The sequence below is a fragment of the Brevibacillus sp. B_LB10_24 genome, assembly GCF_046036945.1.
GTDB lineage: Bacteria > Bacillota > Bacilli > Brevibacillales > Brevibacillaceae > Brevibacillus_C.
Genome location: NZ_JBJQOQ010000002.1, coordinates 60792 through 86028, shown reverse-complemented (window position 1 = coordinate 86028; position 25237 = coordinate 60792). Strand labels below are relative to the sequence as shown.

At 52.1% G+C, this 25237-nt stretch carries 24 protein-coding genes; 5 read left to right on the top strand and 19 right to left on the bottom strand.

The window, feature by feature from the left end; genetic code table 11:
* The first annotated feature begins 8 nt into the window (after positions 1 to 8).
* Together ACI7RC_RS03270 and ACI7RC_RS03265 are read left to right on the top strand one after the other, a co-directional pair.
* Entirely contained in the window at positions 9 to 539 is a 531-nt protein-coding gene (locus ACI7RC_RS03270) for a chromate transporter (protein ID WP_408106801.1), read from the top strand.
* Positions 540 to 560: 21 nt separating this feature from the next.
* Positions 561 to 2171, top strand: a complete 1611-nt coding sequence (locus ACI7RC_RS03265) for a gamma-glutamyltransferase family protein (protein ID WP_408106800.1) — start codon at positions 561 to 563, stop codon at positions 2169 to 2171.
* 60 nt (positions 2172 to 2231) lie between these two features.
* Here ACI7RC_RS03265 and ACI7RC_RS03260 read toward each other — a convergent pair whose 3' ends face one another.
* The 6 genes from ACI7RC_RS03260 to ACI7RC_RS03235 all read right to left on the bottom strand — a co-directional run bounded on the left by ACI7RC_RS03260 (position 2232) and on the right by ACI7RC_RS03235 (position 9019).
* Positions 2232 to 3833: a hypothetical protein gene (locus ACI7RC_RS03260; RefSeq protein ID WP_408106799.1), complete on the bottom strand. Its 1602-nt coding sequence runs from the start codon at positions 3831 to 3833 to the stop codon at positions 2232 to 2234.
* Positions 3834 to 3922: 89 nt separating this feature from the next.
* A complete protein-coding gene (locus ACI7RC_RS03255) occupies positions 3923 to 4702 on the bottom strand; it encodes an ABC transporter permease (protein WP_408106798.1) in 780 nt (259 codons plus the stop codon).
* The gene (locus ACI7RC_RS03250) at positions 4699 to 5622 is read right to left on the bottom strand and encodes an ABC transporter ATP-binding protein (protein ID WP_408106797.1); all 924 of its coding nucleotides are present in this window, start codon (positions 5620 to 5622) and stop codon (positions 4699 to 4701) included. The genes ACI7RC_RS03255 and ACI7RC_RS03250 overlap by 4 nt, the downstream gene beginning before the upstream one ends.
* Positions 5623 to 5756: 134 nt before the next feature.
* Positions 5757 to 6584, bottom strand: coding sequence for an aldo/keto reductase (locus ACI7RC_RS03245; protein WP_408106796.1), 828 nt, complete (start codon positions 6582 to 6584; stop codon positions 5757 to 5759).
* A gap of 113 nt (positions 6585 to 6697) precedes the next feature.
* On the bottom strand, positions 6698 to 8386 hold the full coding sequence (locus ACI7RC_RS03240; protein WP_408106795.1) for a glutamine--tRNA ligase/YqeY domain fusion protein: 1689 nt from the start codon (positions 8384 to 8386) through the stop codon (positions 6698 to 6700).
* A 99-nt stretch (positions 8387 to 8485) separates the two neighbouring features.
* On the bottom strand, positions 8486 to 9019 hold the full coding sequence (locus tag ACI7RC_RS03235) for a tubby C-terminal domain-like protein (RefSeq protein ID WP_408106794.1): 534 nt from the start codon (positions 9017 to 9019) through the stop codon (positions 8486 to 8488).
* A gap of 268 nt (positions 9020 to 9287) precedes the next feature.
* Between ACI7RC_RS03235 and ACI7RC_RS03230 the strand changes: the two genes are divergently transcribed.
* Positions 9288 to 9731, top strand: a complete 444-nt coding sequence (locus ACI7RC_RS03230) for a hypothetical protein (protein WP_408106793.1) — start codon at positions 9288 to 9290, stop codon at positions 9729 to 9731.
* Positions 9719 to 10018 carry a YxcD family protein gene (locus ACI7RC_RS03225; RefSeq protein WP_408106792.1) on the top strand — a complete coding sequence of 100 codons (300 nt, stop codon included), beginning with the start codon at positions 9719 to 9721 and terminating at the stop codon, positions 10016 to 10018. Before ACI7RC_RS03230 ends, ACI7RC_RS03225 begins: the two co-directional genes overlap by 13 nt.
* A gap of 64 nt (positions 10019 to 10082) precedes the next feature.
* Here ACI7RC_RS03225 and ACI7RC_RS03220 read toward each other — a convergent pair whose 3' ends face one another.
* The 12 genes from ACI7RC_RS03220 to ACI7RC_RS03165 form a co-directional block, all read right to left on the bottom strand.
* Positions 10083 to 11795: a methyl-accepting chemotaxis protein gene (locus ACI7RC_RS03220; RefSeq protein ID WP_408106791.1), complete on the bottom strand. Its 1713-nt coding sequence runs from the start codon at positions 11793 to 11795 to the stop codon at positions 10083 to 10085.
* A 1-nt stretch (position 11796) separates the two neighbouring features.
* Positions 11797 to 12789 carry an ADP-ribosylglycohydrolase family protein gene (locus ACI7RC_RS03215; RefSeq protein WP_408106790.1) on the bottom strand — a complete coding sequence of 331 codons (993 nt, stop codon included), beginning with the start codon at positions 12787 to 12789 and terminating at the stop codon, positions 11797 to 11799.
* A 4-nt stretch (positions 12790 to 12793) separates the two neighbouring features.
* Positions 12794 to 13729: a carbohydrate kinase family protein gene (locus ACI7RC_RS03210; RefSeq protein ID WP_408106789.1), complete on the bottom strand. Its 936-nt coding sequence runs from the start codon at positions 13727 to 13729 to the stop codon at positions 12794 to 12796.
* Positions 13730 to 13739: 10 nt separating this feature from the next.
* A complete protein-coding gene (locus ACI7RC_RS03205; RefSeq protein ID WP_408106788.1) occupies positions 13740 to 14807 on the bottom strand; it encodes an ABC transporter ATP-binding protein in 1068 nt (355 codons plus the stop codon).
* Positions 14808 to 14817: 10 nt separating this feature from the next.
* Positions 14818 to 15603 carry an ABC transporter permease gene (locus tag ACI7RC_RS03200; RefSeq protein WP_408106787.1) on the bottom strand — a complete coding sequence of 262 codons (786 nt, stop codon included), beginning with the start codon at positions 15601 to 15603 and terminating at the stop codon, positions 14818 to 14820.
* Positions 15604 to 15606: 3 nt separating this feature from the next.
* On the bottom strand, positions 15607 to 16428 hold the full coding sequence (locus ACI7RC_RS03195; RefSeq protein ID WP_408106786.1) for an ABC transporter permease: 822 nt from the start codon (positions 16426 to 16428) through the stop codon (positions 15607 to 15609).
* 56 nt (positions 16429 to 16484) lie between these two features.
* Complete coding sequence (locus ACI7RC_RS03190; RefSeq protein WP_408106785.1) at positions 16485 to 17573, bottom strand: ABC transporter substrate-binding protein; 1089 nt, start codon at positions 17571 to 17573, stop codon at positions 16485 to 16487.
* 26 nt (positions 17574 to 17599) lie between these two features.
* On the bottom strand, positions 17600 to 18307 hold the full coding sequence (locus ACI7RC_RS03185) for a GntR family transcriptional regulator (protein ID WP_408106784.1): 708 nt from the start codon (positions 18305 to 18307) through the stop codon (positions 17600 to 17602).
* Positions 18308 to 18437: 130 nt separating this feature from the next.
* Complete coding sequence (gene scpC, locus ACI7RC_RS03180; RefSeq protein ID WP_408106783.1) at positions 18438 to 19952, bottom strand: succinyl-CoA:acetate CoA-transferase ScpC; 1515 nt, start codon at positions 19950 to 19952, stop codon at positions 18438 to 18440.
* 158 nt (positions 19953 to 20110) lie between these two features.
* A complete protein-coding gene (locus ACI7RC_RS03175; RefSeq protein ID WP_408106782.1) occupies positions 20111 to 20782 on the bottom strand; it encodes a LytTR family DNA-binding domain-containing protein in 672 nt (223 codons plus the stop codon).
* 114 nt (positions 20783 to 20896) lie between these two features.
* Complete coding sequence (locus ACI7RC_RS03170; RefSeq protein WP_408106781.1) at positions 20897 to 22366, bottom strand: methyl-accepting chemotaxis protein; 1470 nt, start codon at positions 22364 to 22366, stop codon at positions 20897 to 20899.
* A gap of 81 nt (positions 22367 to 22447) precedes the next feature.
* On the bottom strand, positions 22448 to 23326 hold the full coding sequence (locus tag ACI7RC_RS03165) for a LysR family transcriptional regulator (RefSeq protein ID WP_408106780.1): 879 nt from the start codon (positions 23324 to 23326) through the stop codon (positions 22448 to 22450).
* Positions 23327 to 23479: 153 nt separating this feature from the next.
* On the opposite strand from ACI7RC_RS03165, the gene ACI7RC_RS03160 reads away from it, so the two are divergent.
* Positions 23480 to 24529 (top strand): YeiH family protein, encoded by a 1050-nt coding sequence (locus ACI7RC_RS03160; protein WP_408107037.1) that lies wholly within the window; start codon positions 23480 to 23482, stop codon positions 24527 to 24529.
* 69 nt (positions 24530 to 24598) lie between these two features.
* Here the strand turns inward: ACI7RC_RS03160 and wrbA are convergent, their stop codons facing one another.
* Positions 24599 to 25207, bottom strand: a complete 609-nt coding sequence (gene wrbA / locus ACI7RC_RS03155) for an NAD(P)H:quinone oxidoreductase (protein WP_408106779.1) — start codon at positions 25205 to 25207, stop codon at positions 24599 to 24601.
* Between the last annotated feature and the right edge of the window lie 30 nt (positions 25208 to 25237).

The following is a 25237-nucleotide window of genomic DNA, read 5'->3' as shown; positions in this document are numbered from 1 at the left end:
CGCTAACTATGATTTACTTGCAGATTTTTTGGGCCTTTTTTATCGCGAATATACTGGGATACGGCGGCGGTCCGCCGGGTATTCCGCTCGTTCAAAATGAAGTCGTCAATCACTACCATTGGCTGACCAACCAGGAATTCGGCGAAATCCTGGCTGTCGCCAACGCCCTGCCCAGCCCTATCTCAACAAAGCTGGCCGGTTACATCGGTTACGAGGTGGCGGGTGTGCCGGGGGCTATTGTCGGGTTAATCGCTACGGTGGCTCCGACAGCGGTCGCGATGATCCTGCTCCTGGGTTTTATGAACGTGTTTCAAAAAGCCCCGCAAGTCAAGGCCATGACTCAGTCCGTTCGTTCGATCGTCGCCGTCATGCTGGGGATCCTGGCCTACCAGTTTATCCAGGGCTCGATTGAGCAGATCGGTTGGGTGCACACGCTGATTCTTGCGGCAGCCGCCTTCTTCTTATTGGAGAACAGAAAAATCCATCCTGCTGTCGTGATCGCAGGGGCGATGGTGTACGGTGTCGTACTTTTACATTAATCTTTTTTAGGGAGGCAGCTTATGATACAGTTCGATCCGCTCACATATCCATATCCTTCGCAACGCACCGCAACCTACGCCAGAAACGGCATGGTGGCTACCTCGCAGCCGCTTGCCGCCCAGGCCGGGTTGGAAATTCTCAAGCGCGGCGGCAACGCGATCGACGCCGCTATCGCTACGGCAGCCTGCCTGACTGTCGTCGAGCCAACCTCCAACGGAATCGGCGGAGACGCCTTTGCGCTCGTCTGGACGAAGGGAGAGCTGCACGGGCTGAATGCCAGCGGCCCCGCTCCCAAAAGCATTTCGATCGAAGCGGTCAAACAGCTTGGGCACGACAAGATCCCTACCTACGGCTGGATCCCGGTGACCGTTCCCGGCGCTCCGTCAGCTTGGGCGGCACTGTCCGAGCGATTTGGCAAGCTTCCGCTGACAGAGGTACTTCGCCCCGCGATTGAATACGCGGAAAACGGCTATCCGCTTTCTCCAACATTAGGTAAATATTGGGAACTAGCCTACAATAAGTTTACCAAAGCGTTCGATGGAGCCGAATTCGAAAATTGGTTTGCGACCTTCGCTCCAAAAGGACGGGCTCCGCGCATCGGAGAGATCTGGAAGTCGCCCGAGCACGCCAAAACGCTGAGAAGCATTGCCGAGACCAAGGCAGAGTCGTTCTATCGCGGCGAACTGGCTGAAAAAATCGACGCCTTCGCCAAGCAGCACGGCGGCTTTCTCTCCAAGGAAGATCTGGCTGCGTATTCGCCGAAATGGGTCAAGCCGATCAGCGTCCATTACAAGGGCTATGACGTCTGGGAAATCCCGCCCAACGGCCAAGGCCTGGTCGCCTTGATGGCCCTCAATATTCTGAAGGGATACGACTTTGCGGCAAAAGAATTGACCGAGACCTACCACAAGCAAATCGAAGCGATGAAGCTGGCTTTCATCGACGGATTAAAGTACATCACCCAGGCGGATAAAATGTCCGTAACCGTCGAAGGGCTCTTGTCCGACACGTACGCCGCCTCCAGACGGGCCTTGATCGGCGATGAAGCGCTGCAGCCTGAACCGGGCGAGCCGGCCAGAAGCGGCACCGTCTATCTGGCGACGGCCGATGGCGAAGGCAATATGGTCTCCTTCATCCAGAGCAACTACATGGGCTTCGGCTCAGGCATCGTCATCCCCGGTACGGGAATTGCCATGCAAAACAGGGGTCACAACTTCTCGCTCGATCCGTCCCACGACAACCGGCTGGAGGCGGGCAAGCAGACCTATCACACGATTATTCCGGGCTTCCTGACCAAGGACGGCAAGCCTGTCGGACCGTTTGGGGTCATGGGCGGTTTCATGCAGCCGCAGGGACACGTCCAGGTCGCAATGAACCTGATCGATTTCGAACTGAACCCGCAAGCAGCTTTGGATGCGCCGAGATGGCAGTGGATCGAAGGCAAAACAGTGGAACTGGAGCCGCATTTTCCCGAGCACATCGCGCTCCATCTCGCTCGGAAGGGACACGACATCAAGCGTCCGCTTGGCTCCGGCGGATTTGGCCGCGGCCAGGTGATCGTGCGGGATGAGAACGGCGTTTTAAGCGGCGGAACCGACTTCAGAACCGATGGAGCCGTGGCTGCCTGGTGATGAACATGAACGAGGACCGGACTCACGCTTTGTGAGTGCCGGTCCTTTTTTTCGGGAAAATTATCGTTTTAACGGAACGATCGATTCATCCAGCAGCTTCAGTTCCCCGTCTTTGATCGACCAGGTGGATACCGCTGTCGCCAGGCCGTCGGCGTGATAGGCTCCGGAGATGCGCTGCAGGCCGCGCAATTCGTAGATGCCGTCTTTATTCGGGGCAAGGTCGACCGGCTGCAGCAGGCCGAATCCGTCTACCATGCCTTCCGTCGCCTTCAGCAGTTTGCCCGAATTGTCGTAAATGCCCATTTCGATGTACTCGCCTTTATTCTTGCTGAGGTCGATTGTCTCCTGTTTTTTCGTCACTTTGTTTACGACTTCTACCTTGTACTGGTCTTTAAACTGTACATCGTATTGGAGTCCCGCGTTCAACTTGTCTTGGGCGATCAGCTGTGCCGGCTTGTTGTCCGTAAAGCTGAGCAGGCTGTAGATGGATGTGCCGCCGCTGCCGCCTGTGGCCATCGACACAAGTACGTCCTTCGCCTTGCCGTCGTCAAACCGGCCAATGAACAGCGTCGGGTCATAACCGCCGTTATCCTCGCCGACTGATTGTTCCACCCGCTTTTTGGTCTTGCCGTCTTCTACTACTACCCGCAGGTTGGTTGCGTAGATGCTGTCCTTTTCACGCTCGCCGACGAGCAGCACGTCATCTCGCACACCGTCGCCGTTCACATCGGCGGACCGGGTATCCAAGATGATGGACTTGTCGTCGTAGGCCGTCTCCTTCTGGTAGTTGGCCGAGGGGATGTTGTCCCGGTCGAACTTGTTTATATCGACACTTACCGGGACGAGCTTGCCTTCTTCCAGCTTCCAGGTGGAAGAAGCTGTCGCGATCTTGTCGGCGTTGTACTGGCCGGCAATTGCCTGGACGCCCTCCAGCAGGAACGTTCCATCCGGCTGCCAGACAGGGGCTAGCTGGCTGAAGCCGTTGGCAAATCCCGTTACTTCTTGCTTCAGCTTGCCGTCCTTGTCGTAGATGCCCGATTCGATGTATCCTTCCTTGCCGTCACTAATGTCAACTGTCGTCTCGGTTTTGGTCTCCAACTCCGTGATCTTTGCTTTAAACTGGTCGATGAATTTCACTTCGAACTTCAGACCCGCGTTTAGCTGCTCCTGAGCGACGACCGGTTTTCCGACGCCGTCTTTAAAGCTGATCAGGCCGTATGTATTGACCCCTCCGCTGCCGCCGGTCGGCATGGTCACCAGCAGATCGCGTTCCCCGCTCTCGCCAAGGGTAACGGCCGTCAGACTCGGCTCATAGCCGCCGTTCGCCTCGCCGACAGAGACTGTCGTGAATTTCTTTGTCTTCCCGTCGTTGAGCACCAATTTAATATCCTTGACGAAGATGTCCTCCGGTTTGTCCTTATGCCCGATCAGCACCACGGTATCCGGCTCTCCGTCACCGGTCACTTCGTCCTGGAGCCAGTCAAGCACGTACATGCCGTCCTTGGCCGAGATGCCGTTCATCGTGAACAGACTGTTATTTTCCAGGTTTTGCATAACAGCATTCGTGGCCATCGCATTGACCGGAATGCTCTCCAAACCCGCTGCCGCCAGCATGGCCCCGCTCAGTACGACTGCAGGCGCGATTCTTATGATCTTCTTCATATACGTTGCCCTCCCATATCTTTCTCTTCACGATTTCTATTGTAAAAGGGCCAGCCGAAAAAGTAGTTACAAACTATTAACAATCGCTGTTAACGAATATCCCGCTTGACAAAGATCAAGTTGGCGACGATCAGCAGGACAGCGATGTAGGCCAGGATGACCGACAGCGAAAAACCGAGCGTCATCCCGGCAAAGGGAGGCTGCATGCCGCTGCTGATCAGCGGGTCGGGGTCGTACACAGTCAAATCCGTATTGGCAAAAATGATGTACTTGGCCCAGGCATATTTGGACAGCATGGTGACCAGCAAGCCCCCGATGAAATTGGCGATGATCGCAACGCTGATCGCAAGTCCGATGCCGCGAAATGTGACCGCCAGGAAAAACGAGAGCGTCATGATAAACATCATTCCCGGCAAATCGTACAAAATCTTTTTGTAAAGAATCGCGAAGCTGACATCTCCCGGCGAACTGGTCCCAAAGAGAACCACGCCCGTAAGCAGGCTGACGAACAGCAAGACAGCATACGCGATCAGGACGATCAGGATGATGCTTACGTACTTGGACAACAGCACGGCCGTCCTGCTGGCGGGACGGATCAACAACTGTTTGATCGTTCCGTCTTTAAATTCCTCCGTGATCGTCTGCGCCCCCATCACCACCGCGAAGATGGTAATGAACGGAGCCAGGGCCATTTTCATATAGTGGCTGAACTCTACGAAGTTGATCGCTTCCCCTGCAGCCGAGATTAAGTACTTCATCAAGATCGCAGAGGCGATGACACCCATTACTAAAAACAGGTAGTAAAACCAACTATTTCGTTTACTGTGAATTTTCATCAATTCATTTTGGACGAGTCGGAGAAATCTCATGAACGGGTTCCTCCTTTGGTCAAATCCAGGAACATGTCTTCCAGCGATTGGGTAAGGGTCGTGATTTGATAGATTTTCACGCCATTGCCGACGAACAGACTGATGATTTCCGGAACCTCTTCCTTCTGCGCCTCGACCGTCACGCTGTTCTCGTCCGTCCGCGCCATCCCGTACATAGACAGCAGTTTTGCAGCCTTGCCGGGGTCGTCTACTTCAAATACGACCGGCAGCCGATCTGCCGCCGCTTTCTCACTGCGATTCAGCACCCTCTCGGCCACGAATTCCCCGTCTTGAATGATCACGACCCGGTCACACATCAACTCCACTTCCGGCAGCAGATGGCTGGATACGACAATCGCGATGTTCTCTTCTTTTGCTAATTTGCGCAGGTAGTCACGCAGTTGGCGAATTCCTTTAGGGTCGAGGCCGTTGGTCGGCTCGTCCAGGATCAAAACAGAGGGGCTATGCAGCAGGGCCTGTGCGATCCCCAGGCGCTGTCTCATCCCCAAGGAATACGTTTTGACCTTTTGATGGATCGCATCCTCCAATTCGACCAGCCTGACGATCTCATCGATCCTCTCCTCGCTGACGGGCGTTTCGCTCATCCGGGCGAAGTGGATCAGGTTTTTCATGCCGCTCATGTATTGGTACAGCTCCGGGTTTTCCACAATCGCACCGACTTGAGCCAGGGCCTTGCCCCGTTCTGTTTTGATGCTGTGGCCTTCGATGTAGATTTCTCCCTTGGTGATAGAGATCAAGCCCACGATCATCCGGATCGTCATCGTCTTCCCGGAACCGTTGGGGCCCAAAAACCCGTACACCTCTCCTCGCCGGACGGAAAAGGAGAGATTCTTGATAATTTGCTTGCGTCCGATACTTTTTGAAACATTCCTTAACTCTACAACGGCTTGATTTGGCATCTCCCTATCCTCTCTTGTGGTTTCAAAAATTCGTCCTCTTACTAATACGTTACTTCTCCTCCCCGCGTTTCCTGCGAAACAGAAAAAGACCGTCTACCAGCCATTTTCGGCGGTAAAACGGTCTTTTATCCCTGTTAGAAATTAAAGTTGTCCGGGTCGGCCCCAAAGCGTTTGTTTTGATTGAGCTGATTGATTTTCTCCATATCTTCTGCGGAGAGTTCAAAATCAAAAATGTCTTTATTCTCGATAATCCGCTTTTCATTGACCGACTTCGGAATCGTGACGACTTCATTTTGCAAGTCCCAGCGCAGGACGATCTGTGCCGGCGACTTTCCGTATTTTTTGCCCAGTTCGGTGAGGGTGGGATTGTCCAGATTTCCCTGCATCAGCGGACTCCAGGCCTCCAGCTGGATTTGCTGGCTGCGGCAGAAGGCACGAAGCTCCTGCTGCGACAGCAGCGGATGGTACTCCACTTGATCGACCATCGGCTTGATCTCGCTGTCCGCAAGCAAATCCTCCAGGTGATGAACGTGGAAGTTGCTGACGCCAATCGCCCGGACCAAACCGTCTTTGTACAATTTCTCCAAGGCGCGCCAGGTGTCCTTGTACTTGCCCTTGACCGGCCAGTGAATGAGGTACAGATCGACGTATTCCAGCCCCAGCTTTTTACGGCTGACTTCAAATGCCTGCAGGGCGGACTCGTATCCCTGATCGCTATTCCAAACCTTGGTGGTGATAAACAGCTCTTCCCGCGGCACGCCACAGCCGGCGATCGCTTTGCCTACCCCTTCTTCATTGCCGTAAACGGCCGCTGTATCAATGCTGCGATAACCGGCTGAAATCGCCGCTGAAACGGCATGCTCCACTTGTTCCCCATCTGTCACTTTCCACACGCCAAGTCCAAGCCAGGGCATCTTCACACCGTTGTGCAATGTCGTACAGTCTGCAACATGTTTTGCCATCCCGTTTCCTCCATTCTCATATGTAAATTACTACCTTCGTTATCATACCACAAAGCGGCGAGGCAGTTGCACTTTCCCGGCCGCCTCGCCGCTTTTTTCATCTGCTTCCCGCTTTACTTCTTGAGTTCAAACGAGCTTTTCAGGGAGACGATCAGATTGAATACCAACTGTCCGTCTCTCGTGTTCTTCGGATCGACATTAAAATAGCCGTGGCGGAAGAATTGGAACTTGTCTTGCGGTTTTGCGTCCTTCATATTGGGCTCGACAAATCCTTGGACAACCTCCAAAGAATGCGGGTTGATATAGTCCAGGAAGGTCTTTCCTTCCTCTTCTTCTTCCTCGTCAAGAATCAACGGCTCGTACAAGCGGAATTCGGCAGGGGCCGCCTGCGAAGCCTCTACCCAGTGGATCGTCCCTTTCACCTTTCTGCCGGTAAAGCCGGAGCCGCTTTTGGTTTCCGGGTCGTAGGTGCAGTGCAGCTCGACGACGTTTCCGCTCTCGTCTTTGACGACGTCGTTGCACTTGATGAAGTACGCGTGCTTCAGCCTTACTTCGTTGCCCGGAAACAGCCGGAAGTACTTGCTCGGCGGGTTCTCCATAAAGTCGTCCTGTTCAATGTAGATCTCGCGGGAAAACGGAATTTGCCGCATGCCCATCTCCGGATTTTCCGGATTGATCTCCGCGTCAAGCCACTCGACTTGCCCTTCCGGGTAGTTGGTGATGACTACCTTCAGCGGTCTTAGCACAGCCATCGTTCTCGGAGCCTTTAATTTCAAATCCTCGCGAATAAAATGCTCCAGCATTTTCACGTCGACGACACCATAGTTCTTGGCAACGCCCGTCTCCCTTACAAAATTGCGGATCGCCTCAGGCGTGTAGCCCTTTCTGCGCAGCCCGGAAATGGTCGGCATGCGGGGGTCATCCCAGCCGTCCACGACCTTTTCGTCGACGAGCAGCTTTAATTTCCGCTTACTCATCACAGTATTGGTCAGGTTTAACCGGGCAAACTCGTACTGCCTCGGCTGATGCTCTGTTTCACATTCGCGGATGACCCAATCGTACAACGGGCGTTGATCCTCAAATTCCAGCGTACAGATGGAATGGGTAACCCCTTCGAAGGCATCCTCCAGCGGATGGGCATAAGCGTACATCGGATAGATGCACCACTTGTCTCCGGTATTGTGATGAGAAGCGTGGGAAATGCGGTACAGGACCGGGTCCCGCAAGTTGATGTTGGGCGAGGCCATGTCGATCTTGGCCCGCAGCACTTTCTGTCCGTCTGCAAACTCTCCCTTGCGCATCCGTTCAAACAAATCCAGGTTTTCTTCCACGCTTCTGTTGCGGTACGGGCTCTCTGTCCCCGGCTCCGTCAGCGTGCCGCGGGTCGCTCTGATCTCTTCGGGGGACAGGTCGCAGACGTACGCCTTGCCTTTTTTGATCAGCAGCACGGCCTTCTTGTACATGTCCTCAAAGTAATCCGAGGCGAAAAACAAGGCTTCCCAATCAAAACCCAGCCACTTCACATCCTCTTTGATCGACTCTACAAACTCGACATCTTCTTTTACCGGATTGGTGTCGTCAAAGCGCAAGTGAGTCTTCCCTTTGAACTCGTCGGCTAATTCAAAATTCAAGCAGATGGATTTGGCATGTCCAATGTGCAAGTAACCGTTCGGCTCCGGAGGGAACCGGGTAACCACTTGATCTACCTTGCCGGATTGTAAATCTTCTATGATAATGTTTCGTATAAAATTCGAGACAGCCGGCTTGTTCTCCACTTTTATCAACCTTTCACAAAAAGTCATCACGCTAACATCAGTATATCTTTAATAAATAATACCGATTGAAACCGAAGAGTTCAACTTTTTACAGCTATTCTATGCCTTTTTCCGGGGAATCTCCTGTCAATAGACCAGATCCATCAGGCGGTAACAGGCGATAATCTCAAAAGGGTGAAGCTCTTCTTCGTAGACGGTCACCGTCCTCATCCCCTTTACAACAGGGTGGTCATACGTTATGTCCGCAAAACAATCGCTGGACTCTCCGCGATAGCAGTAGGTTTTGCGGTCGAGCAGATTTTTGGCAAAGGTGTAGCTGCGGCCCGCCTTGTCGTATTGAAACCGGGGATGGGTTTTTATCCGCGTCTTGTCTGTCAGCAGGCAGTCCGACGTGTCGGAATCGCCTCCCCGTTCGATCGTCAACTCCCACTTCGGACGCCCCCAGGTCCAGAGCTGCCGGGCACAGACATTTGTACTGCCCGCCGCCTCTTCGACTTTGACGTGCACAAACCAATTGTCCAACAGGATATCAGCCGCTCGCTGAAGCCGATTGGCGTAATAGCGCTGCAAATATCCGACGCACTGCCCCTGCTCATCGGCGATCTCGGCGGGAGAGGTGGAGTGAATGAGCTGTTTGGGCGTAAAGGTATAGTGTTTCAACGAAGAGTCACATCCTTTGCGTTTCAACAACCTGCCGAATGTCACCAATTCCTTTTTTGGTATTAGTCACGGCAATGCCACGGCTAATCTCCTTGAACGCACTTATTACTTTACAATTATACGTCATAAAACCAAGCTGATAAAATACACATGTCCATAACCGGATGCGTCAATCATCGGGTGATGGAAAAACACCAAAGCTGCCGCATTGATATAAACAAACATTTATATTAAAATAAGATTAGAGGTACGTAAAAAGGAGAGGAATATGGCGAACATGTGGAAAAAAGTCCTAATGCTGTTCACGGCGCTCACTCTGGTCTTCGCATCCGGCGGTCTTGGTTATGGACATGTAGATGCAAAAAAAGTGTACAAATCCGGCACCAAGTCATTTAACTCGAATACGACGAATAAATCGGGCACAACCTCGAATACGACGAACGCCACCACGAATAAAAGCACCAATACTCAGACCAAGAACGCTGCCCCGGCGACGCCGAATACCGGCGGCTTCATGAAAGGGCTCTTGTTTGGCGGATTGGCCGGCTTTCTGTTCGGCAGCATGTTTGGAGACATGGGCATGTTGGGTGCGATGCTCGGCTTCCTGGTCAACATCCTGGCTATCGTCGTGATCGTGTCGATCATTCGCAGGATATACCTTTTCATCAAAAACCAAAAGAAAAAGCAGGATCCTAACCCATGGAGACAATAAGGCTTTCAGAACAAGAATTGGTGAATGCGATTTGTCTGTACGTAGCCGACAAACGACAGATTCAGCCTGAAGAAGTGACCGTTGAATTGGTCTGGGATGACGAGTACGGCTTTTCAGCCGAGGTCTACGTAGCTGGCCGTCAGCAGGTGCTGGTGGAGGCCAACCTGCTGGAGGCGATCCGCCTCTGGCTGCAGACCCAGTTAAACCGCAATCCCTACTCTGCCGCCCTCGAGCTGGTGCTTGATGACGATGAAGGGATTATCGCCCTGGCAAAATATTCGGCCTGACCGGCAGAAGATAAAAGCCCGTGGACAAATATCGTCCAACGGGCTTTTTTGTGCTCGGATACTGTCATCCGTTGATCCTAAACTTGCTGCTCGTGCTCTGCAAATCGCTGGATAGTTGACCCAGCAGTTGAACACTCTTATCGATAAATTCCACGGATGCGTTTTGCTGCTGGGCGGAGGCGGCAGTCTCCTCGACGCCGGCGGCAATTTCCTCGGACACAGAGGCGATTTGCTCGATCAGGCGATTGATGTCTTTGCTCTTATCTTCAATCACCTGCAGACGCTCCGAGCTGTTTTTGATATTCTCCGCCATGTTGGTAAAGGAACTGTAGATATTGGAGAAGATTTGCCCGGTTTCCTCCATTTTTTTGCTGCCCTGCTCCACCTCTTGGTACCCTGCCTGCAGCGACGAGACTACCTCGCTGGTCTCCGTCTGTATGCCCACACTGATGCTCGATATCTTCTTCACCGACTCCTGTGTGCGATCTGCCAATTTCCGAACTTCTTCCGCCACGACAGAAAAACCTCTGCCGGCTTCACCTGCTCTGGCCGATTCAATCGCGGCATTCAGCGCCAGCAAATTGGTCTGTTCGGCAATATCCTGGATGACTTCCACGAGTCCGAAAATCTCCTGCGCCTTCTCTTCCAATTGTCTTACCTTCGACACGGACCCGAGCATGATCTGATTGATCAGATTCATCTGTTCCCCAGTGACGATCATCTGCTGTCTTCCCTGTTCCGTATCGGAAAGCACTCGCTCGGAGTAGCTTTTCAGTTGATTGCCTTCTTCGTTTGCCTCCATGACCCTTTGGTTAAACTCTTCGATCATATTGGCGATTTCGCTTGCCGAACCCGCCTGCTCCTCCGTCCCGAGCGCGAGCTGATCCATGGTTGCCGATATTTGCTCGCTGCCCGTTTTCAACTCGTTGCTATTGCGGGCCAATTCATGGCTCTGGGCATTGATTTGCCGGGTTACGAGTTGGATCTGCTCTACGAGCTGGCGAAGATTTCCGCTCATCAGATTGATCGACTGGTTCAACTGTCCGATTTCGTCTTTTGACTTGATCTCAATCTGTTCTACCTCAAGGTTCCCCTGCGCGATCTGCTGGCTGATCCCGACTACTCGTCTGATATTTCTCTGAATCGACCGCCCGATCAGGTAAGCTGCGATACCCGCCAGCAAAATCGAAAGCAATGTGGAAGCAAGCAGGACCAAGGAAGAATTCTGCATGTGCGTTTTCGCGTCGTTGATCGCGTCTGTCCGCTCGCTCTTCAGCACTTCCTTCAACTTGTTCGTGTTCTCTGTGGTGATCGAGCGAAGTCCGGAAGCTTCTTCCATCAGTTTGATCGCTTCGTTTATGTCATTTTGTTTCATGGCTGGAATAATTTTGTTCTGGAATAACTCGTCCATCTTGTCGTTGTTTGCCTTAATCTTTTCAAACAGCGCTTTTTGTTCCTCGTTCGCCAGTTTTTGCTCGATCTCGGCGAGAGAATTTTGAAAATCCCGGCTCAGCACTCCATAGTAATTCACCTTTTGCTGCCTGTTTAAAATGACAAATTCGGCGATTTGCGTGTACTTTGCCGAAAAGGATGTCGCGAGCTCCGTTATGTCGGTCGAGAGTGTTCCCCGCTCATCAACCGTATTGATATCCTGCTTGACGATTGACATCAGCGTATTTACCGCTATCGTTGAGAAAATAAACAAACAGATCGGGATGACAATCGTCAAAGCAATTTTGCCGCCTATGCCAATCGGGCGGAAAAACTTCTTCTTCATCTTATTCACCACTTTTACCTATTAGCTTCTCAGCAATCTGCCCGAAATCAAGCTGGTTGCTTTCCTGAACCTTTTTCACCCATTCGGGATGAATCCGCTCGGCTCCCGAGTAAGCCCCGCACAATCCACCGACAATAGAGCCGTTGGTATCCGCATCATCGCCTGCGTTGACAGCCGCGATAATCCCTTGGTTGACATCCCCGTCTGCCGCGTAAAAGACGCCGAGGGAAAACGGGATCGATTCGTAACTCTTCATCCCCGCTCCGATATACCGGTAGAGAATGTAACAGATCTCGTCCAGCGGCTTGTCGCGGTTGCGATCGACCAACTCCACCGCCAGCCGGATGCGGTCAGCTACCGAGGGGGCGGGAATGTCAAAGCCTGCCAGCTCTCCCCTGTCAGCGCCTTCGATGGCGATCTGCATGATTTCCCTTGGAGATTTGTTTCCCCCGACGGCGGCGGCGACGGCAGCAGCAATCGCCGCGGTAGAAGCGACCCCCGGTTTGCTTCCGTGAGACGGCAGTGCGGATTGGATGGCCTGCTCAACCGCCCGCTCCCAGTCGCCGCGATAAAAAATGCCAATCGGGGCAACACGCATCGCTCCACCGTTGGTATCCCCGTTTTTTCCGTTCTCGCGGTAGTCCTGCCCGTTGATGATGCTCTGCAAAAATTTGCGGGTGCTCGGTCCGATTACAGTCGACTCCAGCATTTTATGGTCGATCGCCCAACTTTTCATCTTTTCAATAAACAGTTCTTCGTCAAAAGTACCGGCTTCCATCAAAACAGCAGAGATGATTAACGATTCCTGGGTGTCATCTGTCACTTCACCCTTGTCCAGGGCAGTATGGGCGATCTGGTCAGCATGAGGCACGACAAATCCGGTAATCCTCCCGTAGCGCTGTTTGATCCCCTCCGGCGTCATAAACGACGCCGGCATCCCCATGGCATCTCCAATGGCCAATCCAAGCAGACACCCCAATGCACGATCTCTCATATGCTTAGCTCCTCTCACCATCTATTAGCCGATTTACATCTGCCAGCGTAAAATTCCCGTGCGGACCGAGGAAGGTTGTGGAGATGGCTCCGCACGCGCTGGCAAACTTGAGTGTGAATTCCAGCGAGTACTGGTTGATCAAGCCAAAAATAAACCCTCCAGCAAAACTGTCCCCCGCCCCGGTAGTATCGATGCTCTTGACGGAAAAAGGCGAACAGCCAAACTGGCCGTCTGCAGTCCACGCCGTTACCCCTTCGCTGCCTTTCTTCAGAACGACCACTTCTACTCCCTGAGCCAAAAACCAGTCTGAAACCTTCCCCTCTACCCGATAGATCCGGGCGATCTTCTCCGACTCCGTTTCATTGGGAGTGACGACGTGGGCCAATTGGATCACGTCCAAAAGCGTCCGTTGATCAATCTCGGCTGCCAGCGGACCGGGATCGAACATGATTTTCCCGCCAAACTCCCTGATTCGGGCCAACAGCTGCAGGATATCCCGATGGTAGTTTGGCTCCAACAGGTAATAGCCCGTCAGATAGACGTATCCGATATCCGGCAGCAGGTCCGGGCTTACCATCTCTGGCGAAAAGCGATCGTCGCAGCCCTTGTAGGTGAGAAACGTACGCTCGCCGGAAGCTTCCACCAGCGAAACGGAGTAGCCGGATTCCCGCTCTTTATCCGTGTGAATGCAGCGGCGGTCGAAACCTTGCTCATTCAGGTATTGGCTAATCATCTGTCCGCGGTAATCAGAGCCGATCGTCGCGACAATGAAGGGATCCATCCCCACATTCTGAAGCGTCTTGGCGACGTTGATGGCACACCCGCCCACCTTGTAGAAGGAATCTTTTATCTGTACGTCTTGGCCTCTTTCCGGAAACTTCTCCACCAGCATGTAGTGATCCACCAGAATTCCGCCTAAAATAAGTACCTTCGTCTTCATCAAAGCCACCTTACTTGTCCAAAACCATCAGATTTTGCGGATTCCAGGTGAGATAAACCTCTTCTCCCAGCGCAAACGGAAGGTTTTTGTCACTGTTCTGAATCTGCACCTTCACTTCTTGACCCAGGGCGTTTATCCGGAACGTAGACAGATTGCCCACGTACGTAATAAACGTAATCGTCCCCTTGATGTGCAGCGGCGATACCGGTTCCTTGGAGAGCTGGATTTTCTCCGGCCTGATCGCAAGGGTATACTGTTGGTTGCCGTTCAGTTCTTGTTCACACTGGAAGGACAGCGTATGTCCATTGTCCAAGCTCAAGGCGGAGTACTCTTTGTTCGCTTCCAGCAAAGTCCCGCGGAAAAAGTTGGCCTCCCCGAGAAACCCGGCTACAAAGGAATTGGCCGGCTGTTCATAAATCCTCGCCGGTGTATCCATCTGCATGATTTTCCCGTCTTTCATCACGACGATCTGGTCTGACATGGTCATGGCTTCTTCCTGGTCATGGGTGACAAAAATCGTGGTAATCCCCACTTTGCGTTGAATGTCCCGCAGTTCTACCTGCATATCCACTCTCAGCCGTTTGTCAAGAGCGCTTAAACTCTCATCCAGCAAAAGCAGGCTTGGCTTGATCACCAAAGCCCTCGCCAACGCAACCCGCTGCTGCTGTCCGCCGGAGAGTTCTTTTGGCTTGCGCCTTTCAAAGCCCTTGAGTCGAACCATTTCCAACGCTTCTGCCACATCACGCTTGATCTGGTCCCGGGGCATTTTTCTCTGTTCCAGCCCGTAAGCGATATTTTCTTCTACCGTCATGTGCGGAAACAAAGCGTAATTCTGGAACACCATGCCGATATTCCGCTTGTAAATCGGCAGGTTATTGATGGGCTTGCCATCGATCTCGATATGCCCCGCATCGGGCGCAATAAACCCGGCGATCATCCGCAATGTCGTCGTTTTCCCGCATCCCGAAGGCCCCAGCAGAGAGAGGAAGCTGCCTTTATCCAGCTCAATATTGACGTCTTCTACCACCTGGTTGCCGTTAAAGGCTTTGCCCAGATTCCTTATCGACAGATAGGACATGCCATATCACCTACTTCATCATGGATTTCAAGGATGATCTCATCAACAGCACAATGACAAACAGCAGAAGCAGCGTACCCGTTAAGATCAGGGTAGATACTGCATTAATCTCAGGCGTAAAGCCGAATTTTACCGAGGAGTAGATCTCGATCGGCAGAGTGGAAGATCCAATCGGAATCAAAAAGTACGACAGGATAAAGTTGTCAAACGAGATCATGAAGGCTAAAAAAGCCCCCGCTATGATCGCAGGAAACAGCATCGGCAGGGTGATGCGAACAAATGTGGTCCACCCGTTGGCGCCCAAGCTGTACGAAGCTTCTTCAATTTGGTGGTCCATCCCGTCCATTCTGGCTTTCAAAACCATCACAGCGTACGGAAGGGATACCACGACATGTCCGATTAACAACATGACAAAATTGCGGTCCAACCCCAGCGTTTTCAACACCAAAAGCAGGGAAAGCCCGAGGATCAGCCAGGGAACGGTCAAGGGCAGGATGACGACCGAATCCACCCAGCTTTTGACTTTGGGGCTCGTTTTGGCTACTCCCAGCATTAATGCGGTTGCAACAATAACGGAGATAACCGCGGTAATCGACGCAATATAAACGCTATTAAAGGTGGAGTCGATCAGCCGCTGGTTTTGGGCCATCTCGCTGTACCACTTCGTGCTGAACGTAAATGGCAGGGAATTGTACGGCGACTCGTTGAACGACATCAAGACCAGAACCGCAATCGGCGTGTAAAGAAACAAGAAGATCAGCACAATGTAAAGCCAGGCGCTTATTCTCTTGAACATGGTCTAATCCCCCCTCTTGACCAATCGAGACGTAATCCAGATCGAAAGAAATACCATGACGAGGAGGATAAAAGCGATCGCCGCGCCGAAGCTCCAGCCGTTGATTTCAAAAAATTGGTCTTCGATCACCGTGCCGATCACAGAGCCGTTCGGTCCGCCCAGTATTCTCGGTTCGGCGAATACCCCCAGACAGGGAACAAACACCAAAATAGATCCCGTGATAATACCCGGTTTGCTGAGCGGGAGAACGATCCGGCGAAATGTCTCAAACGGCGTTGCGCCCAGGCTTTTGGAGGCTTCCAGCAAAGACGGCTGAATTTTGTCCAGTGACATGTACATCGTCAGAACCATGTACGGGAAGAAAATATGTACCAGGGAAATGATCACGGCCGTTTGGGTAAACAGAATCCCCAGGCTGCCATCGCCGATCAAGTGGAGCTTCCGCAAGAACATTTCCAGAATTCCTCCATCCTGAAGCAGGTTCATCCAGGAATAGGCACGAACCAGTTGGCTGGTCCAGAACGGAATGATAATAAACAGGAGCAGCAGATTTTGTCCGCGCTGTATCACTTTGGCGATGATATAAGCCGCCGGATACGCGATGACGATGGAGACAAGCGTTACGATCAAGCTCATCTGAATCGTCTTCCAGGTCAGCTTAAGGTAAAAAGCCTTCTGGAAAAAGTTTGCGTAGTTTTGCAAGGTAAACGTCGGGGATGGTCCATCGCTCAAAAAGCTGTAATACAGCATGATAAACAGAGGGACAACCCCGAAGGCCAACATAATAAAGATGGCAGGGCTCATCAGAAAGATTCTGTTCTTCACCACATCTCCCACCCTCGAACAATTTAGCAGGAAAGGCAGGTTGCCCTGCCTTCCGTTCATTGCGCTTTTACTTCATGCCACAGTTCGTTCCAGGTCTTCTTCTCTTCTTCGTTGTGATACGAGATAAAGAAGAGTTTTGAAATCGCCTCTTCGTCCAGGCCCATTTCTTGTACAAATGCCGGGTCGAGGTCGTCGACCACCTGGGTATTTACCGGCGCGGGGCCGCCCTTGTTTACCCAGTTGGTCTGGAAGTCCTTGCCGATCATAAAATCGATAAACTTCATGGCCAAATCCTTATGCGGTGAATCCTTTACAATCGCCCAGTTGTCAACCCAGCCGATCGCCCCTTCTTTCGGGATCACATATTTTATCGGCTGGCCTGCCTGCTTCATCGACGCCGTATTTCCGCTCCAGGCTACCCCAATCGAGATCTGATTGTTGGCAAACAGCTTGGAAAATTCGTCTCCAGTCTTCCAATAGGTACGGTTGAGCGGTTTTTGCTCCAACAGTTTTTGCTTGACCGCTTCTAAGTCCGACGGATTGTTCGGATCCTGATTGGCCGCGATTGCCGCGATCATGACGGCGTCGTTAAAGTCGTCGCGAAAAGCGATTTGTCCCTTGTACTTTTCATCCCACAAGACGTTGATCGAATCGATCTCGTCTTTGATCATGTTGGGATTATAGGCGATGGACGTGGAACCCCAAACCCAGGGAATGGCGTACACCTGTCCGTCCTTTTCGTTTTCGGGGATGTTTTTAAACGTCTTGTTTACGTATTGGTAATTCTCCAGCTTGTTGACGTCGATCGGTTCCAGCAAGCCCTCCTGAATCGCGACCGGCAGGATCGAAGCGTTAGGCAAAATGACATCCAGTTTGCCCACGCCGCCTGTTTTCAACCTGGTCAACAGCTCTTCTTCCGAGGCCATGTACTCATGGACTACTTTACAGCCGCAGCTTTCCTCGAATGCTTTGATCATTTCCGGGTCATCAGAACCGTAATCCTTCCAGTTTACAACTACCAGTGTCTGTCCTTCTCCTCCTTGGCCGCCAGAGGTGTTCTGGGCGCCCTGCCCATTAGAACCGCAGCCGCTTACGACAAGAAATGAAGCCAACAATACACTCAGCAGTCCCTTATGCAGTTTCAAAGTAATTCCTCCTTAAAACCATCCTTCTAATGCATGGTTGTCATGATTTTAAATTCAATTTCCGGGCTGTAGACGACTTTTACCGCCTCGATATCACGGCCTTTGTCATCGAATACTTTTCCTTCCGCCATCAGCAAAGGAACGGTTTCCGAAAGCTGAAAATACGTTTGCATCTGATCGCCGCTCATTACAGGCCGAACGCCGATTTCAGACCGCCTCGGAAAGACCTTGTAGATATCCCGGAGCACACGGTACAAAGAATCTTTGGCAAAATCGTAGGTGTCCAATCCGGGAAACAGCTCAAGGGGGAGCAGTGATGTATCGATGGTTAAGAACACCTCAGCTTGTTCCCGTTTGATCCCCCGCGCCCTGACCAGTTTAAAGTAGGGAGATCCTTCCGAATTGAAGATCGTCTGCGCCTCCAGCACCTTTGAGACGGGCGTTTCATTTCTTCCCTTGATGTAATCGGTAAACCCGCCGAAGTTCCAGATGCTGTACTTCATCCGCTTAAACCGCACGAATGTCCCTTTTCCGTGAACTTGCTGCAAGAACCCCTCATTGACCAGGTTGGAAATCGCCTTCCTTACTGTCGTTCTCGTAATGCCGTACTTTTTGGTCAGCTGTGTTTCCGATGGGATCATATCTCCCTCAGGGTACGTTCCTTTTAAGATCTCTTCTTTCAAGAAACGCTGGAGCTGTATGTAAAGCGGCACTACATCCGTCTTGTCCAGCAATCAATCACCTCCCCTTGTTCAGTTGTCCATACAAGTTGTCCATGGATGATTTACCCTGTCTGAAAACGCGGTAAACATTTTTTTGCAAAAAAAGACCCGGGAATTTACCCGGGCCGTACAAAATCCGTTTTTATACCTTCTGCAAGACCTTGCTTTGCATCGTGCCTTCCGCCGCGTATTTTACATGCCAGGAAAACGCCTTTTCCAAGACATGGGGCGTATGTCCTCCGCGGGTGAGAGCCTCCTCATAATACTCTTGAAGCTGCGGTCGATAGGACGGGTGGGCACACTTTTCGATGATCAGGGGAGCACGTTCTCTCGGAGCCAGCCCTCGCAGATCGGCGATGCCCTGCTCGGTGACGATGATGTCCACATCGTGTTCCGTGTGATCGACATGGGAAACGAACGGCACTACGCTGGAGATGTGGCCGTCTTTGGCAATCGACTTCGTGACAAAGATGGCCAGGCGGGAATTGCGGGCAAAGTCTCCCGATCCGCCGATTCCGTTCATCATTTTGGTGCCGAGCACGTTGGTCGAATTGACGTTGCCGTAGATGTCCACCTCCAGGGCCGTATTGACGGAGATCAGCCCCAGACGGCGGATGATTTCCGGATGGTTGGAGATTTCCTGCGGACGCAGGACGATTTTATCCCGGTACTTCTCAAAGCTGCCCAGTACCTCCGCCATCTTTTTCGGCGACAGGGTAATCGAACAGCCGGAGGCGAATGTCACTTTCCCCGCATCGATCAAGTCGAACACCGCATCCTGGAGAACCTCTGAGTACACCCGAAGCCCAGTGAACTCCGCTGCCAAGAACCCGTTCAGCACCGCGTTCGCTACCGACCCGATACCTGACTGCAGCGGGGCGAGATGACTGGGGAGCCGCCCTGCTTTTACCTCCTGGCGCAGGAACTCAATCAGATGGCCAGCCATGATCTCCGTCTCCGCGTCGGGCTGCACAATCGTAGAAGGCGAGTCCAACTGGTTGGTCATCACGATCCCTCTGATCTTGCTGACATCCACTTGAATGCCGGTGTCTCCGATGCGCTGTTCTACAGAAGTGAGCGGAATGGGCAGCCGCTCTCCCTGTACGCCGGGGTCGTAGATATCGTGGACCCCTTCCAGCGAAGCCGGTTGGGCGGTGTTGATTTCAACGATGATCTCGCGCGCCTTGGCCGCAAATATGCCGGAGTTTCCGACCGATGTCGTCGGGATGATTTTCCCGTCCTCCGTGATTGCAATCGCTTCCACAATCGCGAAATCGATCGTCCCCAGCACATCCGCCCTGACAAGTTCAGCCGTTTGCGACAGGTGCTGGTCGACAAACAAAATCTCTCCGCCATTGATCTTCCGGCGCATGGTTTGATCCACTTGAAATGGCAGCCGCTTGTGGACAATGCCTGCTTCCGCCATCGCTTTATCTATATCCAAGCCGAGAGAGGCTCCCGTAAACACATTGATTTGAAAAGGTTGATTGCTGTTCTTTGCACGTTCCGCAAGGGCTAAAGGGACTGCTTTCGCGTCGCCTGCACGAGTAAACCCGCTTAATCCGATCGTCATACCGTCCTTTATCCAGCCGGCCGCCTCTTCGGCAGTCACAATCTTTTGAGACAAGCTGTTTTCACGTAAGCGCTCACATAACATTGCCCTTCACCTTCCATTCTTTGCTTCCTTTAAAAAAAGACTACCACAGCAGCACGGCGCCAACCTGTATTTTCCCCTCAAACAGAATATTCCGCTGCCAAAACAGAAAAAAACGCGACGAACCAGCAAGGGTGACCCAAGCCTGGTTCGCCTCGTTCCTAAAATCCCAGCAGCTGCCGGAATGAGCTTGCATACGTCTGACTAACCGGGATGCGGCTGCGGTGTTTATCCCTCATCACCAGGACAAATGTCGAGTGAAAGTGCGGATGGATTTCTTCGATCGCATTCACATTGACAAAAAAGGAGCGATGACAGCGGACAAATTGATCCTGCGGCAAAATATTCTGCAGCTCCGCCAGATTGTATTTGTTCAAGTACACGTCTTTTTCCGTATATAGTGTTGTTTTTCCGCCATCCGACTGAATAAAGCAGATCTGTTGATGCGGAATCGGAATCCAGCGATCCTCTCGCCTGCCGATGAGAAATTGATGTTTGGGCAGCCTGGCCCTCTCTTCCGCCGCAGTCTGGGGGAATATAGCTGTGACGCATCCTGCTGCACTCCCGCCGGAAAGCAGCGGGATCGACAATCCGAAATACGGTACGCCGTAGATTTGGCTTTTTACATGAAGCGAGACTTTTTGCCGGATTTGCAGCGCCCTGTGTGTCGCTGTCCCTTCCGGAATATCATCGCCGGGTTTAATTTTTAAATCTATTTTTTGGCTGGGGTGATAGTAGATAAACCTTGTATCATCAGCAACAGCTATGGAAACCTCTTCCGGAAACGCCTTGGAAATCGCTTCGATCAACAGCGGGACCGATGTCTGCTCCATCTTCATCACTCCTCCAGAATTTGCGAATACCACTGTCTTCATTGTACACCCTGCCGCCGCGATTTTTCATTGAAAGAAAACCCAAACCATCCTCAGACGGTTTGGGTCTTTTCCCTACTGCAAAGATTTTTGAAGTTTATCCGACAACAGCTTTAATTGACCGATTTCACTGGTGATTTCGTTCACCTTTTCATGCTGTGTTTCCGCAGTAGCGAACAATTCCTCCAGACTGGCCATGGATCGTTCCGTAACGGAAGTGATATTGGACATTTCTTCTGCCACTTCGCCAGAACGGTGCTTCACCTGATCCATACTGGAGATGACGATGCTCACTGCTTTCATGAACCCTTCCATCCCTGCTTTCACCTGTTGGATCGAGGTTGCGGTTTTGGTGGCCAGCTCCTGCCCTTTTGCCACTGAGGACTGCCCCTCGCCCATATGTTTTACGGCATTTTGGCTTTCCTGATGCAGCGACTGCAAAATCCCGGCGATCTCTTCCGTGGCGCTGGCGCTTTGTTCTGCCAGTTTACGCACCTGGTCCGCTACGACGGCAAAGCCTCTGCCGTGTTCACCCGCTCTTGCCGATTCGATAGCGGCATTGAGCGCGAGCATGTTGGTCTGCGTAGCGATTTGATTGATCGTTCCGACGATCTCTTCTACTTTTTCTGCCTGTTGGTTCAGTTGATAGATCGTTTCCGAGGCGACCTGGACGATTTCGACGATATTGTTCATTTGAATCGCCAGCTCGTTCATCATTTCAAGGCCGGCAGCCAGCCGATGGTTGTTCTGTTCCGCTTCCGCCTTCATCACGCCGGACTGGTCGTTTACCTGCAGAATTTCCCTGTCGATCGACTGGACTTCTCCTTCGATTTTCAACGTGGAACTGGTCTGCGCCTCCATTCCGGCCGCTACCTCCCGGAAGGCCATCATCATCTCGTCAGTGCCCCGCTTCGTCACTTCTGCATGTTCGTGCACCTGTTCAGAGGTGGCGTCCAGCTGCTGCGTGACAAACTTGATATTGTCCAAGAGCTCTGCCAAGCGCTCCCCTTTCTCCTCCGCATCGCGCCTGGCCGCTTCTGCTTTGGCCAGAGAAGCTTGTCCCGCCAGACACAGATAGGCAAGTCCGGCAACCATCAGTACGATGGCAATACAGTGCAGGAGCAGATCAATTTGGGTACTGCCATCCTCCAAAATATGGATATATCCAGTGAAAAATGCGATAACCGATACGGCGATCTCGACAATCCCGGCGAAAATGACCAGCTTCCAATCCAGATACGCTGCCAAAAACCCCAGGATGATAAAGGACAGGTAGCCCATGACGGGAATATCCGTGAAATGATTGAATGAGGCACTGTAAAACAAGAAACCTGCCGCTACCAGATAGCGAATCAGCAAGCTGTTTTTCCTGATGAAGTACCACGGCGATACAAGTAAAGTAACGATAAGTCCGACAGATACCAACTGAAAGTAGGGAACATTTGTCTGAAAAGCGATCCAAGCTGCCACCCAGAGGTAATTCCAGAGAATAAAAATCATAAAGCCCTCTTTGTTGGTCAAGGTATTTCGAATCAAACGCAGCATCGCAACCCCTCTTTTCTTTCCACCCTTGCAAGATTTGGTATTGATCTAATACCCTCTATTGCAGACGAGTAAACGATCTTCTCAGATTTCGCTTCGCAAGAGGGCCAAGAACAGCTCCACTGCCCGTGTTTGAAACTGGGTCGCCTTCGTGACCGAATAAAACTTCCGAACGAAAGGGAATCCCTCCATCTGCAATAAGCGCAAGGAACCGAGCGACAATTCTTTGCGAACAGCCCAGTGGGAAAGAAACGTAATACCGAGCCCCGCTTCCACCGACTCCTTGATAATCTGGTTGCTGCCGAATTCCATCGTGCTTTCCGGAACCAGCCCAAAGCAGGCAAACATCTTGTCCGTCGCATCCCTGGTGCCTGAACCAGTCTCGCGAATGATCCACGTCTCCGCGCACAGGTCGGCGGTGTCGACCCGGCTCTTGCCGGCCAGGCGATGGTTCGCCGAGACTACAACGGACATGGAATCCTCGGCAAACGGTTCGATCGCCAGCTGTTCATGATGGAATTCTCCCTCGACAATCCCCACATCCAGTTGGTGAGCGGCGACCATCTCGGCGATCTCCCGGGTATTTCCAATGGTAATTTTCGGCTTGATTAACGGATATTGCTCATGCAGAGCTGCAATAATATGAGGTAGCACATACTCCCCAAACGTATAGCTGGCTCCAATCGACAGATTGCCGCTAGCCTTGTTCATCAAGTCGTCTACCAGACGCTGCATCCGGGTGTAGAGGCCCAGTATTTCCTTGGCGTGGTGATAGACGATTTCACCGGCCCTGGTCAGGCGGACATACTTGTTGCTTCGTTCCAGGAGCTTGCTGCCAATGGTGCGCTCCAACATGCGAATATGCTGGCTGACAGCCGGTTGAGTCATGTGAAGCTCCTCTGCGGCTCGCGAAAAGTTTTCTTTTTCCACAACGGTAACAAAGACCAGCAGCTGGTGATCCATGACAGTCTCCCTCCCTGTCTTCTTGGCAAGATGCTTTCATTATATAATTTTACTTATTATCATGATCACAATGATTTATTTTTCTTATCTTACATAATGCTTTATGCTAACTGTGAAAAACAGATTGATGGGGGTGAGCCGTTGGCGAACCAAATGAAAAACACCGTGCCTTTGGAAGGCAAAGCAGCATTGCCAAAAGAGGAAGGAGCACGTTCGCAAACAGCCTGGCTCTGGCTGGGAGGCATAGCATTTACTTTTGTCGTTGCGCTTTTGGGATTTGGCTTGGCAAAGGTTCCTGGATTCGACCATGTCGGGCCGCTGGCATCCGCCATCGTCATCGCAGTCGTCTACCGGCAAATCTGGGGTTATCCCGAAGCCATCCGTTCCGGTATCCAGTTCTCGGCGAAAAAATTATTGCGTCTGGCAATCATCCTGTACGGTTTAAAATTAAACATCGACATCGTCTTCCACCAGGGGCTGGGGCTGCTTGCGCTTGGGGCAGGAACCATCGTTTTCTCCATCCTTTTGACCGTCCTGCTCGCCAAATGGCTGAAGGCAGATTTCTCACTATCGCTGATCCTGGGAGTCGGGACCGGCGTTTGCGGTGCTGCCGCCATCGCCGCCGTATCGCCAATCGTCAAGGCAAAAGAGGAAGACACCGCGATCGGAGTCGGCATTATCGCGCTGGTCGGTACGATATTTTCCGTCATCTATACGCTAGTGAGACCTTTGCTGCCGATATCAGCCACTGATTACGGCATATGGTCCGGGATCAGCCTGCACGAACTCGCCCATGTCGCATTGGCCGGCGCCCCGGCCGGGCAAGACGCTCTGGCAATCGCGCTCTTGGCCAAGCTGGGCCGGGTACTGCTGCTTGTACCGCTCTGTTTCATTTTGATGTACTGGATGAAACGGGCAGGCAAGCTGGAATCGGGCGGCAAGATTGAATTCCCTTGGTTTTTGATCGGTTTTATCCTGATGAGCTTGATCGGCAGTTACGTGCTTGGCAGCTACATTCCGGTTTCGGAAGCGGCTATGGGCAATGTCTCCAGTCTCACCTCGTTCGTCTTGACGATGGCGATGGTAGGACTCGGATTAAATGTAAGCCTGCGAGATGTCCGCACCAAAGCCATGCGGCCGCTGCTGGCGATGGTCATCACCTCTGTCCTGCTGTCCGTCGTCAGTTTTATCGTAGTATCGTAGGTTTTAGAGAAAAAAAGAGAGCCGCATGCATCTCGCTGCATCGGCTCTTCTTCTTTTGATGTACCTGCTTTATTGAAGTCCCTTTTTCACCCAGTCTGCTACTTGAACGGTACGCTTCGCCTGGTGCTTTACGGCGGCGGCGACATCTTCCACCATATTGCCGTTTTGATCTACAGTGACGCTCGTACCATATGGATTGCCGCCTGCCGCAAAGGTGACCGGATCGGTATATCCAGGCGCCGCGACGATCGCTCCCCAATGGTACATGGAGGTATAGATGGAAAGGATCGTTTGCTCTTGTCCGCCGTGTGCGTTGCCTGCCGAAGACATGGCGCTGACCACCTTATTGGCCAGTTTTCCCTGTGCCCAGAGTCCCCCGGTCGTATCCAGAAACTGTTTCATCTGGGCGGCAACGGTGCCGAACCGGGAGGGGGAGCTGAAAATGAACGCGTCTGCCCATTCCAGATCGCCTGGTGTGACTGTCGGCACGTCCTTGGTCTCTTCAACATGTGCTTTCCAAGCCGGGTTGGACGCAATCGCAGCTTCTGGCGCGAGCTCCGGCACCTTGAGGACTTTTACCTCCGCACCTGCTGCTTTGGCGCCCTCTGCTGCCATCTGGGCCATTTTATAGTTGGTACCTGTCGAACTGTAGTAAATAATCGCTACTTTTACACTCATGTTTATACCTCCCATTTTTTAAATTCCTTT

Excerpts from the sequence above, each read along its gene's own strand:
- ACI7RC_RS03260 (WP_408106799.1), bottom strand. The coding sequence starts at position 3,833 with ATGAAGAAGATCATAAGAATCGCGCCTGCAGTCGTACTGAGCGGGGCC.
- ACI7RC_RS03160 (WP_408107037.1), top strand. The coding sequence starts at position 23,480 with ATGAAAAACACCGTGCCTTTGGAAGGCAAAGCAGCATTGCCAAAAGAG.
- ACI7RC_RS03220 (WP_408106791.1), bottom strand. The coding sequence starts at position 11,795 with ATGAAGAAGAAGTTTTTCCGCCCGATTGGCATAGGCGGCAAAATTGCT.
- ACI7RC_RS03240 (WP_408106795.1), bottom strand. The coding sequence starts at position 8,386 with ATGACTTTTTGTGAAAGGTTGATAAAAGTGGAGAACAAGCCGGCTGTC.
- ACI7RC_RS03255 (WP_408106798.1), bottom strand. The coding sequence starts at position 4,702 with ATGAGATTTCTCCGACTCGTCCAAAATGAATTGATGAAAATTCACAGT.
- ACI7RC_RS03200 (WP_408106787.1), bottom strand. The coding sequence starts at position 15,603 with ATGTTCAAGAGAATAAGCGCCTGGCTTTACATTGTGCTGATCTTCTTG.
- ACI7RC_RS03245 (WP_408106796.1), bottom strand. The coding sequence starts at position 6,584 with ATGGCAAAACATGTTGCAGACTGTACGACATTGCACAACGGTGTGAAG.
- wrbA (WP_408106779.1), bottom strand. The coding sequence starts at position 25,207 with ATGAGTGTAAAAGTAGCGATTATTTACTACAGTTCGACAGGTACCAAC.
- ACI7RC_RS03225 (WP_408106792.1), top strand. The coding sequence starts at position 9,719 with ATGGAGACAATAAGGCTTTCAGAACAAGAATTGGTGAATGCGATTTGT.
- scpC (WP_408106783.1), bottom strand. The coding sequence starts at position 19,952 with ATGTTATGTGAGCGCTTACGTGAAAACAGCTTGTCTCAAAAGATTGTG.
- ACI7RC_RS03165 (WP_408106780.1), bottom strand. The coding sequence starts at position 23,326 with ATGGATCACCAGCTGCTGGTCTTTGTTACCGTTGTGGAAAAAGAAAAC.
- ACI7RC_RS03265 (WP_408106800.1), top strand. The coding sequence starts at position 561 with ATGATACAGTTCGATCCGCTCACATATCCATATCCTTCGCAACGCACC.
- ACI7RC_RS03210 (WP_408106789.1), bottom strand. The coding sequence starts at position 13,729 with ATGAAGACGAAGGTACTTATTTTAGGCGGAATTCTGGTGGATCACTAC.
- ACI7RC_RS03170 (WP_408106781.1), bottom strand. The coding sequence starts at position 22,366 with ATGCTGCGTTTGATTCGAAATACCTTGACCAACAAAGAGGGCTTTATG.
- ACI7RC_RS03215 (WP_408106790.1), bottom strand. The coding sequence starts at position 12,789 with ATGAGAGATCGTGCATTGGGGTGTCTGCTTGGATTGGCCATTGGAGAT.
- ACI7RC_RS03250 (WP_408106797.1), bottom strand. The coding sequence starts at position 5,622 with ATGCCAAATCAAGCCGTTGTAGAGTTAAGGAATGTTTCAAAAAGTATC.
- ACI7RC_RS03205 (WP_408106788.1), bottom strand. The coding sequence starts at position 14,807 with ATGTCCTATCTGTCGATAAGGAATCTGGGCAAAGCCTTTAACGGCAAC.
- ACI7RC_RS03230 (WP_408106793.1), top strand. The coding sequence starts at position 9,288 with ATGGCGAACATGTGGAAAAAAGTCCTAATGCTGTTCACGGCGCTCACT.
- ACI7RC_RS03175 (WP_408106782.1), bottom strand. The coding sequence starts at position 20,782 with ATGGAGCAGACATCGGTCCCGCTGTTGATCGAAGCGATTTCCAAGGCG.
- ACI7RC_RS03270 (WP_408106801.1), top strand. The coding sequence starts at position 9 with ATGATTTACTTGCAGATTTTTTGGGCCTTTTTTATCGCGAATATACTG.